The sequence below is a fragment of the Mycobacterium sp. SVM_VP21 genome (genome assembly GCA_024758765.1).
GTDB lineage: Bacteria > Actinomycetota > Actinomycetes > Mycobacteriales > Mycobacteriaceae > Mycobacterium > Mycobacterium heraklionense_C.
Window position 1 is genome coordinate 3,931,170 of the sequence record CP101406.1, and the last position, 15,235, is coordinate 3,946,404.

Genomic DNA, 15,235 nt, shown 5'->3' on the forward strand with positions numbered 1-15,235 from the left:
TTGTCAGACGTCCGCGCCTCGGGTGATCTCGCGGGCGGCGGCCACCGCCGCCAGCTTGTCCGGGTTACGCATCGCGTAGAAGTTCGTGATCAGCCCGTCGACGATCTCGAAGGTGAACACGCCCTCCAGACGCTCGGCGTGAAAGAGCAGCACTGCGGGGGCGGAGTTGCAGACGCCCATGTCCACCCGGACGTCGGGCAGCTGCGCCCCCTGCCGCAGCAGCCCGATGACCGTGCGCGCGACCTTGTCGGCTCCGACGATCGGCCGCCGGGCCGCGCTGGCCTTACCGCCGCTGTCGGCGGTCCACACCACGTCCGGCGCCAGCATCGACAGCACCGTGGTGATGTCGCCGCCCGCCGCCGCGGTCATGAACTCCGCGGTGACCCGCGCGCTCTCCTGCGGGTCGACCGGGGCGTAGCGCGGGCGCCGGGCCTGAACGTGGCTGCGGGCCCGGTGCGCGACCTGACGGGCCGCGGCCGCGGATTTGCCGACCGCGGCCGCGATCTCGTCGTAGTCGAAACCGAACACTTCGCGCAGCACGAACACCGCGCGCTCCTCGGGGCGCAGCGTCTCCAGCACCACCAGCATGGCCATCGAGACTGATTCGGCCAGCACCACATCGGCCGAGGGATCGTGCTCGGTGAGCAGCAGCGGCTCGGGCAGCCACGGCCCGACGTACTCCTCGCGGCGTCGAGCGCCGGCCCGCAGGGTATTGAGCGCCTGACGGGTGACCAGGCTGGCCAGGTACGCCTTGGTATCACGGACTTCGGCCAGGTCGACCTCTGCCCAGCGCAGGTAGCTGTCCTGCAAGACATCGTCGGATTCGGTTGCCGAGCCCAGGATCTCGTAGGCGATGGTGAACAGCAGCGGCCGCAGTTCGGTGAACCGCTGGGTTTGCTCAGCGGTCCCAGTTTCGCCTCTCCTTCGTCGAGGCTCGCTGAACCGCTGGGTTTGTTCGCTTCTCACACCGCAGCCCCCCGTTCCGGTTGCCGCTGTGCGGTACGGGCCGCTCGGGTGCCGCCCTTCATCCAACGGTACGAGCCCGGCTTGGCGGCCTCGCCCCGAATCCACTTCACCGTGTATTTGCAGATCGACTCCTTGACCATGGCGCCCAGCCGGCCACCGACGAACGCCTTGATCGGGGTGTCGTCGCGGCGGGACAACTGCACGGTCGCCGCATCGCGCCCCACGCTGATGCACTGGGCGGCGAAGGACTGATCCAGCGGCACCGGTGAGGTGCCGGCGATGCGGGCCAACACGGTGTTGGCGGCCTGGGCGCCCAGTGGCAGGGCTGCCTGGCAGCTCATTCGCAACGGCTGGCCCGACGGGGCGACGGCGTCCCCGGCCGCCATGATCCACGGGTTGTCGACGCTGGTGAGGGTTTCGTCGGTGAGCAGCCGGCCTAACGCGTCGGTGGCCAGTCCACTGGCTGCCGCCAGATCCGGGACGCCGAAGCCTGCCGTCCACACCGTCACCGCGCTGGGCAGCACGGTGCCGTCGCGCAGCACTAGAGCGTCGGCACGCACCTCGGCGACGACTGCGGCCTCCCGCACGTCGACACCCAGCTTGCGCAGCGCCTTGGCCACCGAGCGCCGGCCCGCCGCGTGCAATGACGGCCCCAGCATCTCGCCGCAGACCAGGGTCACTGGCCGGCCTTGCCCGGCCAGTTCAGAGGCGGCCTCGATCCCGGTCAGTCCACCGCCCACCACGGTCACCGGCGCATCCGGTGCCACCGCGGTGAGCCGGGCCAGCAGCCGGGTCGCATGCTCCAATTCGCTGATCGAGTAGGCAAATTCGGCGGCACCGGGAACTGCCGGGGTGATCGCCCCGGTGCTGCCCACCGTGTAGATGAGGAAGTCGTAGCGCAGGACGGTGCCCGATGCCAGGTGGATGCGCCGATCCGCGGCATCGATCCGGGTGGCGGAGTCGACCAACAGCCGGACTCCGTCGCCGAGCAGTTCGGGGTAGTCGATGGTGGCCGTCCCGGTGCCGGCAACGTACTGGTGCAGCCGGATCCGCTCGACGAATGCCGGGCGCGGGTTGACCAGGGTGATGTCGACGTCGGGGTTCTGGCGCAGCCGGTTGGCGGCCAGGGTGCCGGCGTAGCCGCCGCCGATGATGACGACCTGGATGCGGGTCATGAGGTGCTCCTGTCTTGTCAAGGGTGATGCCCTCAAGACACCGCGGCGCTGCGAAGTGTGACACGTCGTGACCCACGTCACCCCGGCTCAATGTGGTGGCAGCCGCCCACTAGCCAGTTGTATACCCCTGGGGGTAACGTCACGGCCAGAGCTCACGGCTGCCGAGAAGCAGCCCGCAAGCCCGGAACGTCCGCCACAACGGAGATGGAGTATCGATGGCGCGAACCGTTATCCTCGGCGCTGGTATTGCCGGACACACCGCCGCCTTGCATCTACGTCGGATGCTGCCGCGTCAGCACGAAGTCATCGTGGTCTCACCCGAACCGGACTGGAACTGGATCCCGTCCAACATCTGGGTGGGGGTGGGCCGGATGGACGCGGCGAAGGTCCTGATCCCGCTCAAACCGATTTACGACCGTAAACACATCGGATTCCGCCAAGCGTGGGCGACCACCATCCACCCCGAAGGTACCGCCGATCAAGCGCAGCCTTCGGTGGACTTCACCTACACCGACGCGGCACGGCGCGGCGAAACCGACACCCTCACCTACGACTATCTGGTCAACGCGACCGGTCCGAAGCTGAACTTCGCGGCGACGCCCGGGCTCGGCCCGGACGGTCACTCGTGGTCGGTGTGTACGGCAAGTCACGCCGTCGAGGCCGGCCAGGCGTTCGGCCGGGTTATCGACAAGCTGAAAGACGGTGTGCCGCAACGCCTTGTGATCGGAGTCGGGCACGGTACCTGCACCTGCGAAGGCGCGGCGTTCGAGTACACGTTCAACGTGGAGCACGCCCTGCGCGACGCCGGCGTGCGCGACCTCGCCGAGATCGTCTACCTGACCAACGAGTACGAACTCGGCGACTTCGGCGTCGACGGTCTGCAATTCGTCGACAAGGGCTTCACGCAGTCCAGCCGGCTGTGGACCGAGTCGTTGTTCCGCGAGCGCGGCGTGCGGGCCATCACGCAGGCGCACGTGCACGAGGTGATGGAAGGGCGGCTGCGCTACGAGCAACTCGACGGCACCGAAAATCAACTCGACTTCGACTTCGCCATGTTGCTGCCGCCGTTCCGGGGCGCCGATCTCACCGCCTACGACCGGGCGGGCGCGGACATCACCGCGACGCTGTTCGCGCCGTCGGGGTTCATGAAGGTCGACGCGGACTACTCGGGCAAGCCTTACGGCCAATGGTCCGCCGACGACTGGCCGCATACCTACCAGTCGCCGGCCTACTCGAACATCTTCGCGCCCGGCATCGCGTTTGCGCCGCCGCACCCGATCTCGCGGCCCCGCACGAGCCACAACGGCACAGTCATCACCCCTAGTCCGCCGCGTACCGGGATGCCGTCGGGAATCATGGCCAAGACGATCGCCAGAACCATCCGCGACCGGATCACCCGGGGCGCCGAGGCTCCCGCCCACCGGGCGTCGATGGCGACCATGGGTGCGGCCTGCGTCGCCTCGGCCGGAACCGGTCTGCGGCAGGGCTCGGCAGCGGCGATGACGATGTATCCCGTGGTGCCCGACCCGGTGCGCTTCCCCCAGACCGGTCGCGATCTGACAGGAACGTACGGCGAAATAGGCTTGGCCGGTCACTGGATGAAACTGCTGCTGCATTACCTGTTCATCTACAAAGCCAAGGCACGCCCGTTCTGGTGGCTGATTCCGGAATGACTGGAAGGGAAGGCTCGCTCATGGACGAGGACGCGACCAACACGGCGGCGAACCGCCAGACCGCCGAGCGCATCGCCGATGCCCCGCTGCCGACCCGACGGACGTTGCGGCTGCGGCAGAGCCTGCTGGTGCAATGCTGGCGGTTCGTCCGCATCAACCTCAAGATGGTCCGAATCATCGGCCGCGGCCACGGCGACTAGCGTCTCGCGCTACTGGGGCTGATACCGCGGAAACACCCCGGAGGGCGCCGGCAGCGAAAGCCCCGGCGCCAGGCGCTGCGGCACCGCGGTGAACATCCGCTGATCATCGGTCTGCCCCAGCAGGTCCAGCAGCTTGCTCGCCGAGTCCGGCATCACCGGCTGCACCAGCAGCGCCGCGATCCGCACCACCTCCAGCGTGGTGTACAGAACCGTGCCGAAGCGCGCCTGATCCGCCGCGGACTCGCTCTTGGCCAGCTTCCACGGCTCGTTGGCCGAGAAGTACCGGTTGCCTGCGCCCAGCATCTGCCAGATCGCCTCCAGGCCCTGGTGCATGGCCTGGTTGCCGAACGCCGCCCGCATCTTCTCCAGCAGCGCGTCGGCCAGTGCCAGCAGTTCCTCGCCGTCGGCGGCCTGGGCGGTCGGCGCGGGCACCACCCCGTCGAGGTTCTTGGCGACCATCGACAGTGAGCGCTGTGCCAGGTTGCCCAGCTCGTTGGCCAGATCGGCGTTGATGCGGCCGATCATCGCCTCGTCGGAGATGCTGCCGTCCTGGCCGAACGGGATCTCCCGCAACAGGAAATACCGCACCTGGTCGACGCCGTACTTGTCGACGAACTCGACCGGGTCGATGACGTTGCCCACCGACTTGCTCATCTTCTCGCCGCTGTTGAGCAGGAAGCCGTGCGCGAAAATCCGGCGCGGCAACTCGATTCCGGCCGACATCAGAAACGCGGGCCAGTACACGGTGTGGAATCGGATGATGTCCTTGCCGATCATGTGCAGATCGGCCGGCCAGTACCGGCGGAAGGATTCGGAGTCGGTGTCGGGGAATCCGACGCCGGTCAGGTAGTTGGTCAGGGCGTCCACCCAGACGTACATCACGTGGTCGGGGTGTCCGGGTACCGGCACGCCCCAGTCGAACGAGGTACGCGAGATCGACAGGTCGCGCAGCCCGCCGGAGACGAAGCTGACCACCTCGTTGCGGCGCACGTCGGGGGCGATGAAGTCCGGGTTCGCCTCGTAGTGCGCCAGCAGCCGGTCGGCATAGGCCGAGAGCCGGAAGAAGAAGGTCTGCTCCTCGGTCCAGGTGACCGGCGCCCCGGTCTCGACGGCGACGCGCGAACCGTCGTCGCCCAGCCGGGTCTCGCCCTCGGTGAAGAACCGCTCGTCGCGCACCGAGTACCAGCCGCTATAGGCGCCGGGGTAGATGTCACCGGCGTCGACCATGCGCTGCCAGATCACCTTGGAGGCCTCCAGGTGATCGGCGTCGGTGGTGCGGATGAACCGGTCGAAGGAGATGTTGAGTTTCTCCTGTAGCCGCTGGAACACATCGGAGTTGCGCCGCGCCAGATCCGCGGTCGGAATGCCCTCGGCGGCGGCGGTCTCGGCCATCTTGAGCCCGTGCTCGTCGGTGCCGGTCAGATACCGCACGTCGAACCCGTCGAGCCGGTGGAACCGGGCGATCGCGTCGGTGGCGATGTACTCGTAGGCGTGGCCGATGTGCGGGTCACCGTTGGGATAGGTGATCGCGGTGGTGACGTAGAAAGGCTTCATCACCGTTCACCCTATTGTGTGCGGGTGAGCTCGAAACGATCAGGCAAAACTCCGCCGCCCGCACCGCAGGAGCTGAGTCCGCTGGTCGACGCGCACACCCACCTCGACGCCTGCGGCGGCTCCGACGCTGCTTCGGTGCGCGCGATCATGGACCGCGCCGCCGCGGTAGGGGTGCAGGCGGCGGTGACCGTCGCCGACGACCTGGAATCGGCTCGCTGGGTGACCGAGGCCGCCGACGCCGACGATCGGGTCTACGCGGCGGTCGCGCTGCACCCCACTCGCGCCAACTCGCTCACCGAGGCGGCCCGCGCCGAGATCGAGGTGCTGGCCGCTCATCCACGGGTGGTGGCGGTCGGGGAGACCGGGATGGACCTGTACTGGCCCGGGCGCCTGGAGGGCTGCGCGGACCCGCAGACCCAGCGCGAGGCCTTCGCCTGGCATATCGACCTGGCCAAGCGCACCGGCAAGCCGCTGATGATCCACAACCGTGACGCCGACGCCGCCGTGCTCGATGTGCTGCGCGCCGAAGGCGCCCCGGAGACGGTGATCTTCCACTGTTTCTCGTCGGGGCCCGCGATGGCTCACACCTGCATCGACGCCGGCTGGATATTGAGCCTGTCCGGCACGGTCAGCTTCAAAAATGCTCGTGACCTGCGGGAAGCGGCAGCACTGATTCCGGATGCGCAGCTGCTGGTGGAGACCGACGCGCCGTTTTTGACTCCACATCCGTACCGCGGTTCACCCAACGAGCCCTACTGTCTGCCATACACTGTCAGAGCGCTGGCCGAGCTGTTGGGCAGATCGGCAGCCGAGCTGGCGCAGGTCACGAACCGCAACGCGCGGCGGGTGTATGGGCTGGGCTGAAGGTCGAGCAGATCACATTTGGTTGCCGACGGCGTGTCGGTTCGTTACCGTTCCGTTATCGAACCTGGGGCACCGCGAGGGCCCCATTTCCGTGCCTTCAACGTCGTGAGGTTTTTGCCTTGAATGCTTTGACCAGGCTGCATCAGGCGCCATCGCCGATGCTGCGGCTTCTGGTCGGCGCTTTGCTGCTGGTGCTGACCTTCGCAGGCGGCTTCGCGGTCGCCAGCGCCAAGACCGTGACGCTGGACGTTGACGGAACCCCGATCACCGTCACCACGATGCGGTCGCGGGTGATTGACGTCGTCGCCGAGAACGGCTTCGACCTCGGTGAGCGCGACGATGTGAGCCCGGCCCGGACCGCGCGGGTGCGCGATTCCGACACGATCATGGTCCGCCGCGGCCGGCCGCTGCAGGTGTCCTTGGACGGTCGTGAGCCGCAGCAACTGTGGACCACGGCGCTCTCGGTGGACGAGGCGCTGGCCCAGCTGTCGATGACCGACACCGCCCCCGCCGCGGCGTCGCGCGGCAGCCGCGTCCCGCTGGCCGGCATGGCCCTGCCGGTCGTCAGCGCCAAGACCGTCACGATCGACGACGGCGGCGTGGTGCGCACCGTGCACCTGGCCGCGCCCAATGTGGCCGAACTGCTGGCCGCCGACGGCGCCCCGCTGGAGCAGGCCGACAAGGTCATCCCGGCGGCATCGACCCCGGTCACCGAGGGCATGGCGATCCAGGTGACGCGGATCCGGGTCAAGCAGGTCACCGAGCGGGTGCCGCTTCCCCCGCCCGCCCGTCGCATCGAAGATCCGACCATGAACATCAGTCGGCAGGTCGTTGACGACCCGGGCACGCCCGGCACCCAGGACGTGACCTACTCGGTGGCCACCGTCAACGGCGCCGAGACCGGCCGCCTGCCGGTCGCCAATGCGGTGGTGGACCCGGCCCGCGACTCGGTGCTGCGGGTCGGCGCCAAGCCCGGTACCGAGGTACCGCCGTCGGTATACGGCGCTGCCTGGGACCGCATCGCCAACTGTGAGTCGCACGGAAACTGGGCGATCAATACCGGCAACGGCTTCTACGGCGGCGTGCAGTTCGACTACGGCACCTGGGTGGCCAATGGCGGTCTGAAGTATGCGCCGCGCGCGGATATGGCTACCCGCGAAGAGCAGATCGCGATCGCAGAGGTCACCCAGGCCCGCCAAGGCTGGGGCGCCTGGCCGGTGTGCAGTGGGAGACGCTGACCATCGGGCTACTCGGGGCCGGTGACATCAGGGCCCTGGCAAACGAACTCGACCTGCGGCCCCGGAAATCACTGGGGCAGAACTTCGTTCACGACGCGAACACGGTGCGCCGGATTGTCGACGGCGCGGGTATCACCGCCGACGACCATGTCCTCGAGGTCGGACCTGGACTGGGCTCGCTGACCCTGGCGTTGCTCGAGCACGGCCCGACGGTGATCGCCGTCGAGAAGGATCCGGTGCTGGCCGCCCGATTGCCGCAGACCATCTCCGAGCACGCGCCCGCTGACGCGGCTCGGTTGGAGGTGCTCGGCCGGGACGTCTTGGCCCTGCGCCGCGACGAAGTGGCGACCGCGCCGACGGCGGTGGTGGCGAATCTGCCGTACAACGTGGCGGTTCCGGCGTTGTTGTACCTGCTGTCGGAGTTCGACTCCATCCGCACCGTGACGGTCATGGTGCAGTTGGAGGTAGCCGAGCGACTGGCCGCCGAGCCGGGTGGCAAGGACTACGGGGTGCCCAGCGCCAAGGCGCGGTTCTTCGGTGCGGTGCGCCGTTGCGGCACGGTGCCGCCCAGCGTGTTCTGGCCGGTGCCGCGGGTGAATTCCGGGCTGGTGCGTATCGACCGGTACGACGCCCCTGAATGGCCGGTCGATGATGCATTTCGCCGACAGGTCTTCACTCTGATCGACGTCGCGTTTGCTCAGCGCCGCAAGACTATTCGCAACGCGTTCACCGACTGGGCAGGATCGGGTGCGCGGTCTGCTGAGCTGTTGGAGGCTGCGGGCATCGATCCGATGAGTCGCGGCGAGACACTGGGGATCGACGATTTCGTGCGGCTGCTTCAGGTCTCGACAGGCTTGGGCGGCCAGGCGTGCGACATCAGCGCGCGGGACAGCTCTTCGACGAAGTCGGCGCAGGACTCGTAGCGGCGCGCCGGAAACTTCGCCAGCGCACGTTGCACCACCACGTCGGCGGCTCGCGCCGCCGGCCCGAGCGTGTCGGACAGCGGCGGCGGTAGCAGCCGCAGATGCGCATCGGCCAGATCGGCTGCGCACTGAGCGGGGAATGGTGGCGCTCCGGTGAGCAGTTCGACCGCCGTGCAGGCCAGAGCGTATTCGTCGGTGGCTGCTGATGGGGCCTTGCCCTGCAGGATCTCGGGCGCGGTGTAGGGCAACGAGACTTCGGGGTTTCCGGAATGTCGGGCCCGGTGCCACACGTCTTCGACGACGGCGTGGGCTGCTCCGAAATCGGTCAGCACCGCACCGCCTCGGCCGAAGTCGGCGTGGATCAGGACGTTGGCGGGCTTGACGTCACTGTGCACGATGCCGCGACGATGTGCGTAGTCGAGCGCGGCGGCGATCTGGGTCAGCGCGGCCAGGCGGTCCTGCAGCGTGCGTAGGCCGGTCGCCTTGCCGCCGTCGACGTACTGCATCGCCAGCCAGAACGGGCCGTGCCGGTACACCGCGACGATGTTGGGGTGCTTGAGGGCGCTCGCGAATGCGAACTCGCGCTCCAGCCGGCCCTGCTCGGCGGGGGAGCGGTGCGACTCGTCGAGGACCTTCAGCGCCACGCGCGTGTCGGGGTCGTCACGGTGATGGGCCAGATAGACGGCTGCGTGTCCGCCACGCCCGATCTCGCGCTCGATCAGGTAGCCGCCGTAGTCGACGCCGGCTCCAGTCATGGGCCCAGGCTATGGCGCGGCAGCCGGCTGCGGCGCGGATAGGGGCGCATCGCAGAAAACTAAGAACAACATGATTGAATGACTATAAATCGATGACATTTCGCTGGTGCGAGGTGATAATCGTCCGCATAACGTCACCCGGGAGGCCGCCATGACAACTTTGTCCCATCGCAACCTGAGTTCCATCGGCGCGGTACCTCTGACCCTGGCCGCCATTGCCGCGTTGGGTGTCGCTCCCGCGGTCGCACCCGGGCTGGCCGCAACCGCCAAGACGGTGGTCGCCCAGACGACCCTGCTGGACACCGAGTCGTGGATCATGGGCGGCAGCGGGCTGCCGATTCCGCCGCCGCAGTACCTGACCGCCCTCACCGATCGGTTCATCTCGCCGGAGACCCCGAAGTTCGAGGGCCAGCCGACCTTCCAGGTGGACGCTACCAACCCGCTGTTCACCCCCGAGGGCCTTTACCCGCTCACCGGTGTGAAGACGCTGCCGCTGGACACGTCGTTGCATCAGGGCTCCACCATCTTGTACCAGACGATCATGAACGAGATTGGCAAGGGCAATGACCTTGTCGTGCTGGGCTATTCGCAGAGTGGTGTCATCAATGCGCTGGTGATGGACCAGCTAATGGCCCTGCCCGAAGATGAGCGCCCCACCGCCGACCAGCTGTCCTTCGTGTCGCTGGGCAGCCCGTCCAACCCCAACGGCGGCCTGCTGTCCCGCTTCGACGTTCCCGGGGTTCCGCTGAGCCTGCCCGCCCTCGGTGTCACATTCAGCGGGGGCGCCCCGTCTGAGACACCTTGGGAGACAGTCAACTACATCCGGGAATACGACGGATTCGCCGACTTCCCGAAGTACCCGTTGAACTTCCTGGCCGACATCAATGCGTTCTTGGGCATCATGTTCATTCACGGCGGCTACCCGTCACTGACCGACGCCCAGTTGGCGACGGCTATCGAGCTGGACACCTCCGGCGACTACACCGGTCACAACCAGTACTTCATGATTCCCACCGAGGACCTGCCGCTGCTGGCGCTGTTGCGCGGCAACGCATTCGGCAACGCGTTTGCCGACCTGTTGCAGCCGGCGCTGCGGGTGTTGGTCAACCTCGGTTACGGCAACATCGAGCACGGCTGGGATCAGGGGCCGGCGGACATCTCCACGCCGTTCGGCGTGTTCCCCGACGTCAACCCGATGGACGTGCTCACCGCCCTGGCCAACGGTGCCGAGCAGGGTTGGAACGACTTCATCGCCGACCTGCAGAACATCGGGTCCGGTGGCGCGACTGACCTGTTCGGTCTGGACGGCGGCGGTCCCGCGGACTTCTCCTTGCCGAGCCTGATGGACGTCGTCAACACCCTCAGCGGTGCCGCGGCGACCTTGTACGCGACGTTGCTGCCGACTGCCGACATCATCAATTCGCTGATCTCCACGCTGCCGGCCTACTCCGCGAGCCTGTTCTTCAACGAACTGATGTCGGGTGATCTGCTGAATGCGATCGGGATGCCGCTGGCGGCCACTACCGGGCTCGTCACCATGGCCGGCGGGTTCGAGGTCGAGGTTCTGATGAATGCCTTCAGCTCGATCAGCGCCGACTTCTCGGGCCTGTTCTCCTGATCGGTAGGGATTCTCGGCCCGGAGCCCGGGTACCGGGGCTCCGTGGACCGATAGTCTCATCGGCGTGACCGCATCCGACGGCAATACCGCGACCGAGTGGTCCCCGGCCGGTTCGGTCACCGTTCGGGTACCGGGCAAGCTGAACCTCTACCTGGCCGTCGGTGACTGTCGCGATGACGGTTACCACGAGCTGACCACCGTCTTCCACGCGGTTTCGTTGGTCGACGAGGTGACCGTCCGCGACGCCGACGTGTTGTCGTTGCGGGTCAGCGGCGAGGGTGCCGATGTGCTGCCCACCGATGAGCGCAACCTGGCGTGGCAGGCCGCCGAGCTGATGGCCGAGTACGTGGGCCGGGCTCCGGACGTCGCGATCAGCATCGACAAGTCCATTCCGGTGGCTGGTGGCATGGCCGGCGGCAGCGCCGATGCCGCGGCGGTGCTGGTCGGCATGAATGTGCTGTGGGAACTGGGCGTGCCGCGCCGCGACCTGCATTCACTGGCCGCCCGGCTGGGTAGCGACGTGCCATTCGCGCTGCACGGCGGGACGGCGTTGGGCACCGGTCGCGGCGAGGAGCTGGCGACGGTGCTCACCCGGGAGACCTTCCACTGGGTGCTGGCGTTCGCCGACCGTGGGCTGTCGACGCCGGCGGTCTTCAAAGAACTGGACCGGCTGCGCGACACCGGGCGCAAGCTGCCCGAGTCGGGCGACCCCGAGCCGGTGCTGGCCGCGTTGGCCGCCGGCGACCCGCAGCGGCTGGCCGGATTGCTCGGCAATGACCTGCAGGCGGCGGCGATCAGCCTCAACCCTGACTTGCGCCGCACCTTGCGCGCCGGCGTGGAGGCAGGTGCCCTGGCCGGTGTGGTGTCCGGATCCGGTCCGACGTGCGCGTTCCTGTGCAGCTCGGCGCAGTCGGCGGCTGACGTCGCGGTCGAGCTGTCGGCGCTCGGCGCGGGACGCGCGGTGCGGGTGGCCAGCGGTCCGGTCTACGGCGCCCGGGTAGTGCCCTCGTCGGTCAGTGGGGCCTGACCGCCACCCCGTTCCGCTGGCAGATTTGCCCGCGGATTAAGAGGAGTTTAAGATGGCCCGCGGTGATTATTCGCGGCCAGGACAACCTTGTCACCCAGGCGCTCGCCGCTCTGGTGGGTCGCGCATTACGGTATCGAGATCTAACCGCCACCGAATTGTGCGCGTGTGCCTCTCGCGGTGTGGTCAACGGCAGGTGGAACATGAAATCTGAGCCCGTATGGAAAGTACTGGTGCCGGCTAGGAGGCCGTCGTGAGCAGGTTTACCGACAACATGTTCCGTAGTGCCCGGGAATCGTCCAAGGGCATGGTTACCGGTGAGCCGCACACACCCGTCCGGCACACCTGGGCCGAGGTCCATGAACGCGCCCGGCGTATCGCTGGCGGGCTGGCTGCGGCCGGCGTCGGCCCGGGAGACGCCGTCGGCGTGCTCGCCGGTGCCCCGGTCGAAATCGCCCCCACGGCCCAGGGCGTGTGGATGCGCGCCGCGAGCCTGACCATGCTGCATCAGCCCACCCCGCGCACCGACCTGGCGGTGTGGGCCGAGGACACCATGACCGTCGTCGACATGATCGACGCCAAGGCAGTCATCATCTCCGACCCGTTCATGCCGGCAGCCCCGGTGCTGGAAGAGAAGGGCCTGAAGGTCGTCACGGTCGCTGACCTGCTGGCCGCCGAACCGATCGATCCGGAAGAAGCCGGTGAAGACGATCTGGCGCTGATGCAGCTGACCTCGGGCTCGACCGGGTCGCCGAAGGCCGTGCAGATCACGCACCGCAACATCTACTCCAACGCCGAGGCGATGTTCATCAGCGCTGAGTACGACGTCGAAAAGGACGTCATGGTCAGCTGGTTGCCGTGCTTCCACGACATGGGCATGATCGGGTTCCTCACCGTGCCGATGTACTTCGGTGCCGAGCTGGTCAAGATCACCCCGATGGACTTCCTGCGGGACACCCTGCTGTGGGCCAAGCTGATCGACAAGTACAAGGGCACCATGACCGCGGCCCCGAACTTCGCCTACGCGCTGTTCGCCAAGCGGCTGCGCAAGCAGGCCACGCCGGGGCAGTTCGACCTGTCCACGCTGCGGTTCGCGCTCTCGGGCGCCGAGCCGGTGGAACCCGCCGACGTCGAGGACCTGATCGATGCCGGCAAGCCGTTCGGCCTGAACCCGACCGCGATTCTGCCCGCCTATGGCATGGCCGAGACGGTGCTGGCGGTGTCGTTCTCCAAGTGCAACGCCGGGCTGGTGGTCGACGAGGTGGACGCTGACCTGCTGGCCGCGCTGCGCCAGGCGGTGCCCGCCACCAAGGGCAACACCCGGCGACTGGCCTCGCTGGGGCCGCTGCTGGAGGGCATCGAGATCCGCATCGTCGACGAGCACGGCAATTCGTTGCCGCCGCGCGGGGTCGGAGTCATCCAGCTGCGTGGCGAGCCGGTGACCCCGGGCTACCTGACCATGGCGGGCTTCCTGCCCGCGCAGGACGAGCACGGTTGGTACGACACCGGCGACCTGGGCTACCAGATGGAGGACGGCCACGTCGTGGTGTGTGGCCGCGTCAAGGACGTCATCATCATGGCGGGCCGCAACATCTACCCCACCGACATCGAGCGGGCCGCGGGCCGGGTCGAGGGTGTGCGCCCGGGCTGCGCGGTCGCAGTGCGCCTGGACGCCGGGCATTCGCGGGAGACGTTCGCGGTCGCGGTGGAATCCAATGCCTGGCAGGACCCGGTCGAGGTACGCCGCATCGAGCACCAGGTCGCCCATGAGGTGGTCACCGAGGTCGACATGCGGCCCCGCAACGTGGTGGTGCTCGGGCCGGGCAGTATCCCCAAGACCCCGTCGGGCAAGCTGCGCCGGGCCAACTCCGTCGCGCTGGTCACCTAACTTCGCCGAGCAGACGCAGAATCGCGTCCAAGCGGTCCGATTCGTGCGAGTCTGCGTCTGCTCGCGGTCTGCTCGCGCCGGGTTAACCCCAGGCGTGGACCACGTTCTGGGCCGGTTCCAGCCCCAGCTCGATCAGCAGCTCGGTGGCGTCGGCGGACTGCTCGCAGATCCTCGGTAGTTCGTCGCGCTCCCGGGCAGTGAACGCCTGCAGCACGAACGCCGCCGGATCTTGGCGGCCGGGTGGCCGGCCGATCCCGAGACGGACCCGCTGAAAGTCCTTGCTGCCCAGCACGGTCGCGATCGAGCGCAGGCCGTTGTGACCGCCCTCGCCGCCGCCCTGCTTGAGCCGGATCCGGCCGAAGTCCAGGTCGAGGTCGTCGTGAATCACCACGACGCCGCCGGTGGGCACCGAATAGAACTTGGCCAGTGGGCCCACCTGGCGGCCCGACTCATTCATGTAGCAGCGCGGCCGGGCCAGCACCACCGAGCGCCCACTCAGGCGCCCGGTGGCCACGTCGGCACCCGACTTCTTGTGCAGCTTGAACGCCGACCCGATCCGCTCGGCGAGCAGGTCGACGACCATGAAGCCGACATTGTGCCGGGTGCGGGCGTAGGTCGGGCCGGGGTTGCCCAGGCCGACCACCAGTATCGGTGGTGACTCGGCCACGCGGTGCTCGGCTTACTCGGACTCGGCGGCCGCGCCCTCGGCGGCCGGCGCCTCGGCTTCCTCGCCCGCGGCCTCGGCTTCCGACTCCTCTTCGGCCCGCGGCTCGACGACGTTGACCAGCAGCAGCTCCGGGTCGGACACCAGCGTCACACCCTTGGGCAGCTCCAGCCCGCCGGCGGTGAATTGCGTACCGGCCTCGGCACCCTCGATGGAGACGGTCAGCTGCTCGGGGATCGACAGCGCTTCGGCCTCGATCTCCACGCTGGTGGCGTCCTGGGTGACCAGAGTGCCGGACATGGCGTCGCCCTCGATGACGACGTTGACCTCGACGACGACCTTCTCGCCGCGCTTGACCACCAGCAGGTCGGCGTGCTGGATGGTGCGACGGATCGGGTGGATCTCGAGGGCCTTGGTCAGCGCCAGCTGCTCCTTACCCTCGATGTCGAGGGTGAGCACCGCGTTGGTGCCGGAGTGCCGCAGCACGGCCGCGTAGTCGTGGGCATTGAGCTCCAGGTGCTGCGGGTCGGTGCCGTGGCCGTAGAGGACCGCGGGAACCTTGCCCTCGCGGCGGGCTCGGCGAGAAGCGCCCTTACCGGTCTCGGAACGCACCGAGACGGCGAGCTTGTTAGGGGTGGGGGACTTGGCCATGGGGAACTCCTCGGTTGCTGCGGCTGTGTTAGGCACGGCCAG

General features: G+C 68.0%; 14 protein-coding genes. 8 read left to right on the forward strand and 6 right to left on the reverse strand.

Annotation, left to right across the window (positions count from 1 at the left end):
- Window positions 1-3 precede the first annotated feature (3 nt).
- Window positions 4-876, reverse strand: coding sequence for an RNA polymerase sigma-70 factor (locus tag NM962_18375; GenBank protein ID UVO14817.1), 873 nt, complete (start codon window positions 874-876; stop codon window positions 4-6).
- Between the two features lie 86 nt (window positions 877-962).
- Complete coding sequence (locus NM962_18380) at window positions 963-2,141, reverse strand: FAD-dependent oxidoreductase (protein ID UVO11869.1); 1,179 nt, start codon at window positions 2,139-2,141, stop codon at window positions 963-965.
- Window positions 2,142-2,356: 215 nt separating this feature from the next.
- Between NM962_18380 and NM962_18385 the strand changes: the two genes are divergently transcribed.
- Window positions 2,357-3,814, forward strand: coding sequence for an NAD(P)/FAD-dependent oxidoreductase (locus NM962_18385; GenBank protein UVO11870.1), 1,458 nt, complete (start codon window positions 2,357-2,359; stop codon window positions 3,812-3,814).
- A 20-nt stretch (window positions 3,815-3,834) separates the two neighbouring features.
- On the forward strand, window positions 3,835-4,014 hold the full coding sequence (locus NM962_18390) for a hypothetical protein (protein UVO11871.1): 180 nt from the start codon (window positions 3,835-3,837) through the stop codon (window positions 4,012-4,014).
- Between the two features lie 9 nt (window positions 4,015-4,023).
- Here the strand turns inward: NM962_18390 and metG are convergent, their stop codons facing one another.
- A complete protein-coding gene (metG, locus tag NM962_18395) occupies window positions 4,024-5,568 on the reverse strand; it encodes a methionine--tRNA ligase (protein UVO11872.1) in 1,545 nt (514 codons plus the stop codon).
- 18 nt (window positions 5,569-5,586) lie between these two features.
- Between metG and NM962_18400 the strand changes: the two genes are divergently transcribed.
- The 3 genes from NM962_18400 to rsmA all read left to right on the forward strand — a co-directional run bounded on the left by NM962_18400 (window position 5,587) and on the right by rsmA (window position 8,593).
- Window positions 5,587-6,432: a TatD family hydrolase gene (locus NM962_18400; GenBank protein UVO11873.1), complete on the forward strand. Its 846-nt coding sequence runs from the start codon at window positions 5,587-5,589 to the stop codon at window positions 6,430-6,432.
- Between the two features lie 119 nt (window positions 6,433-6,551).
- Window positions 6,552-7,670 carry a transglycosylase family protein gene (locus NM962_18405; protein UVO11874.1) on the forward strand — a complete coding sequence of 373 codons (1,119 nt, stop codon included), beginning with the start codon at window positions 6,552-6,554 and terminating at the stop codon, window positions 7,668-7,670.
- Window positions 7,643-8,593, forward strand: a complete 951-nt coding sequence (gene rsmA, locus NM962_18410) for a 16S rRNA (adenine(1518)-N(6)/adenine(1519)-N(6))-dimethyltransferase RsmA (GenBank protein ID UVO14818.1) — start codon at window positions 7,643-7,645, stop codon at window positions 8,591-8,593. The genes NM962_18405 and rsmA overlap by 28 nt, the downstream gene beginning before the upstream one ends.
- Here the strand turns inward: rsmA and NM962_18415 are convergent.
- On the reverse strand, window positions 8,509-9,348 hold the full coding sequence (locus NM962_18415; GenBank protein UVO11875.1) for a serine/threonine protein kinase: 840 nt from the start codon (window positions 9,346-9,348) through the stop codon (window positions 8,509-8,511). The two genes, rsmA and NM962_18415, sit on opposite strands and share 85 nt — an antisense overlap.
- Before the next feature lie 151 nt (window positions 9,349-9,499).
- On the opposite strand from NM962_18415, the gene NM962_18420 reads away from it, so the two are divergent.
- The 3 genes from NM962_18420 to NM962_18430 all read left to right on the forward strand — a co-directional run bounded on the left by NM962_18420 (window position 9,500) and on the right by NM962_18430 (window position 13,878).
- Window positions 9,500-10,966 (forward strand): PE-PPE domain-containing protein, encoded by a 1,467-nt coding sequence (locus tag NM962_18420; GenBank protein ID UVO11876.1) that lies wholly within the window; start codon window positions 9,500-9,502, stop codon window positions 10,964-10,966.
- Between the two features lie 64 nt (window positions 10,967-11,030).
- Entirely contained in the window at window positions 11,031-11,993 is a 963-nt protein-coding gene (locus NM962_18425; protein ID UVO11877.1) for a 4-(cytidine 5'-diphospho)-2-C-methyl-D-erythritol kinase, read from the forward strand.
- A gap of 250 nt (window positions 11,994-12,243) precedes the next feature.
- The gene (locus tag NM962_18430; protein UVO11878.1) at window positions 12,244-13,878 is read left to right on the forward strand and encodes a fatty acyl-AMP ligase; all 1,635 of its coding nucleotides are present in this window, start codon (window positions 12,244-12,246) and stop codon (window positions 13,876-13,878) included.
- 82 nt (window positions 13,879-13,960) lie between these two features.
- Here the strand turns inward: NM962_18430 and pth are convergent, their stop codons facing one another.
- Entirely contained in the window at window positions 13,961-14,545 is a 585-nt protein-coding gene (gene pth, locus NM962_18435; GenBank protein ID UVO11879.1) for an aminoacyl-tRNA hydrolase, read from the reverse strand.
- 12 nt (window positions 14,546-14,557) lie between these two features.
- Window positions 14,558-15,193 (reverse strand): 50S ribosomal protein L25/general stress protein Ctc, encoded by a 636-nt coding sequence (locus NM962_18440; protein UVO11880.1) that lies wholly within the window; start codon window positions 15,191-15,193, stop codon window positions 14,558-14,560.
- Between the last annotated feature and the right edge of the window lie 42 nt (window positions 15,194-15,235).

What these genes read in the sequence shown, in the direction of transcription:
- NM962_18415 (UVO11875.1), bottom strand. Translation starts at nt 9,348, where the DNA reads ATGACTGGAGCCGGCGTCGACTACGGCGGCTACCTGATCGAGCGCGAG.
- NM962_18390 (UVO11871.1), top strand. Translation starts at nt 3,835, where the DNA reads ATGGACGAGGACGCGACCAACACGGCGGCGAACCGCCAGACCGCCGAG.
- NM962_18440 (UVO11880.1), bottom strand. Translation starts at nt 15,193, where the DNA reads ATGGCCAAGTCCCCCACCCCTAACAAGCTCGCCGTCTCGGTGCGTTCC.
- metG (UVO11872.1), bottom strand. Translation starts at nt 5,568, where the DNA reads ATGAAGCCTTTCTACGTCACCACCGCGATCACCTATCCCAACGGTGAC.
- NM962_18420 (UVO11876.1), top strand. Translation starts at nt 9,500, where the DNA reads ATGACAACTTTGTCCCATCGCAACCTGAGTTCCATCGGCGCGGTACCT.
- NM962_18380 (UVO11869.1), bottom strand. Translation starts at nt 2,141, where the DNA reads ATGACCCGCATCCAGGTCGTCATCATCGGCGGCGGCTACGCCGGCACC.
- NM962_18385 (UVO11870.1), top strand. Translation starts at nt 2,357, where the DNA reads ATGGCGCGAACCGTTATCCTCGGCGCTGGTATTGCCGGACACACCGCC.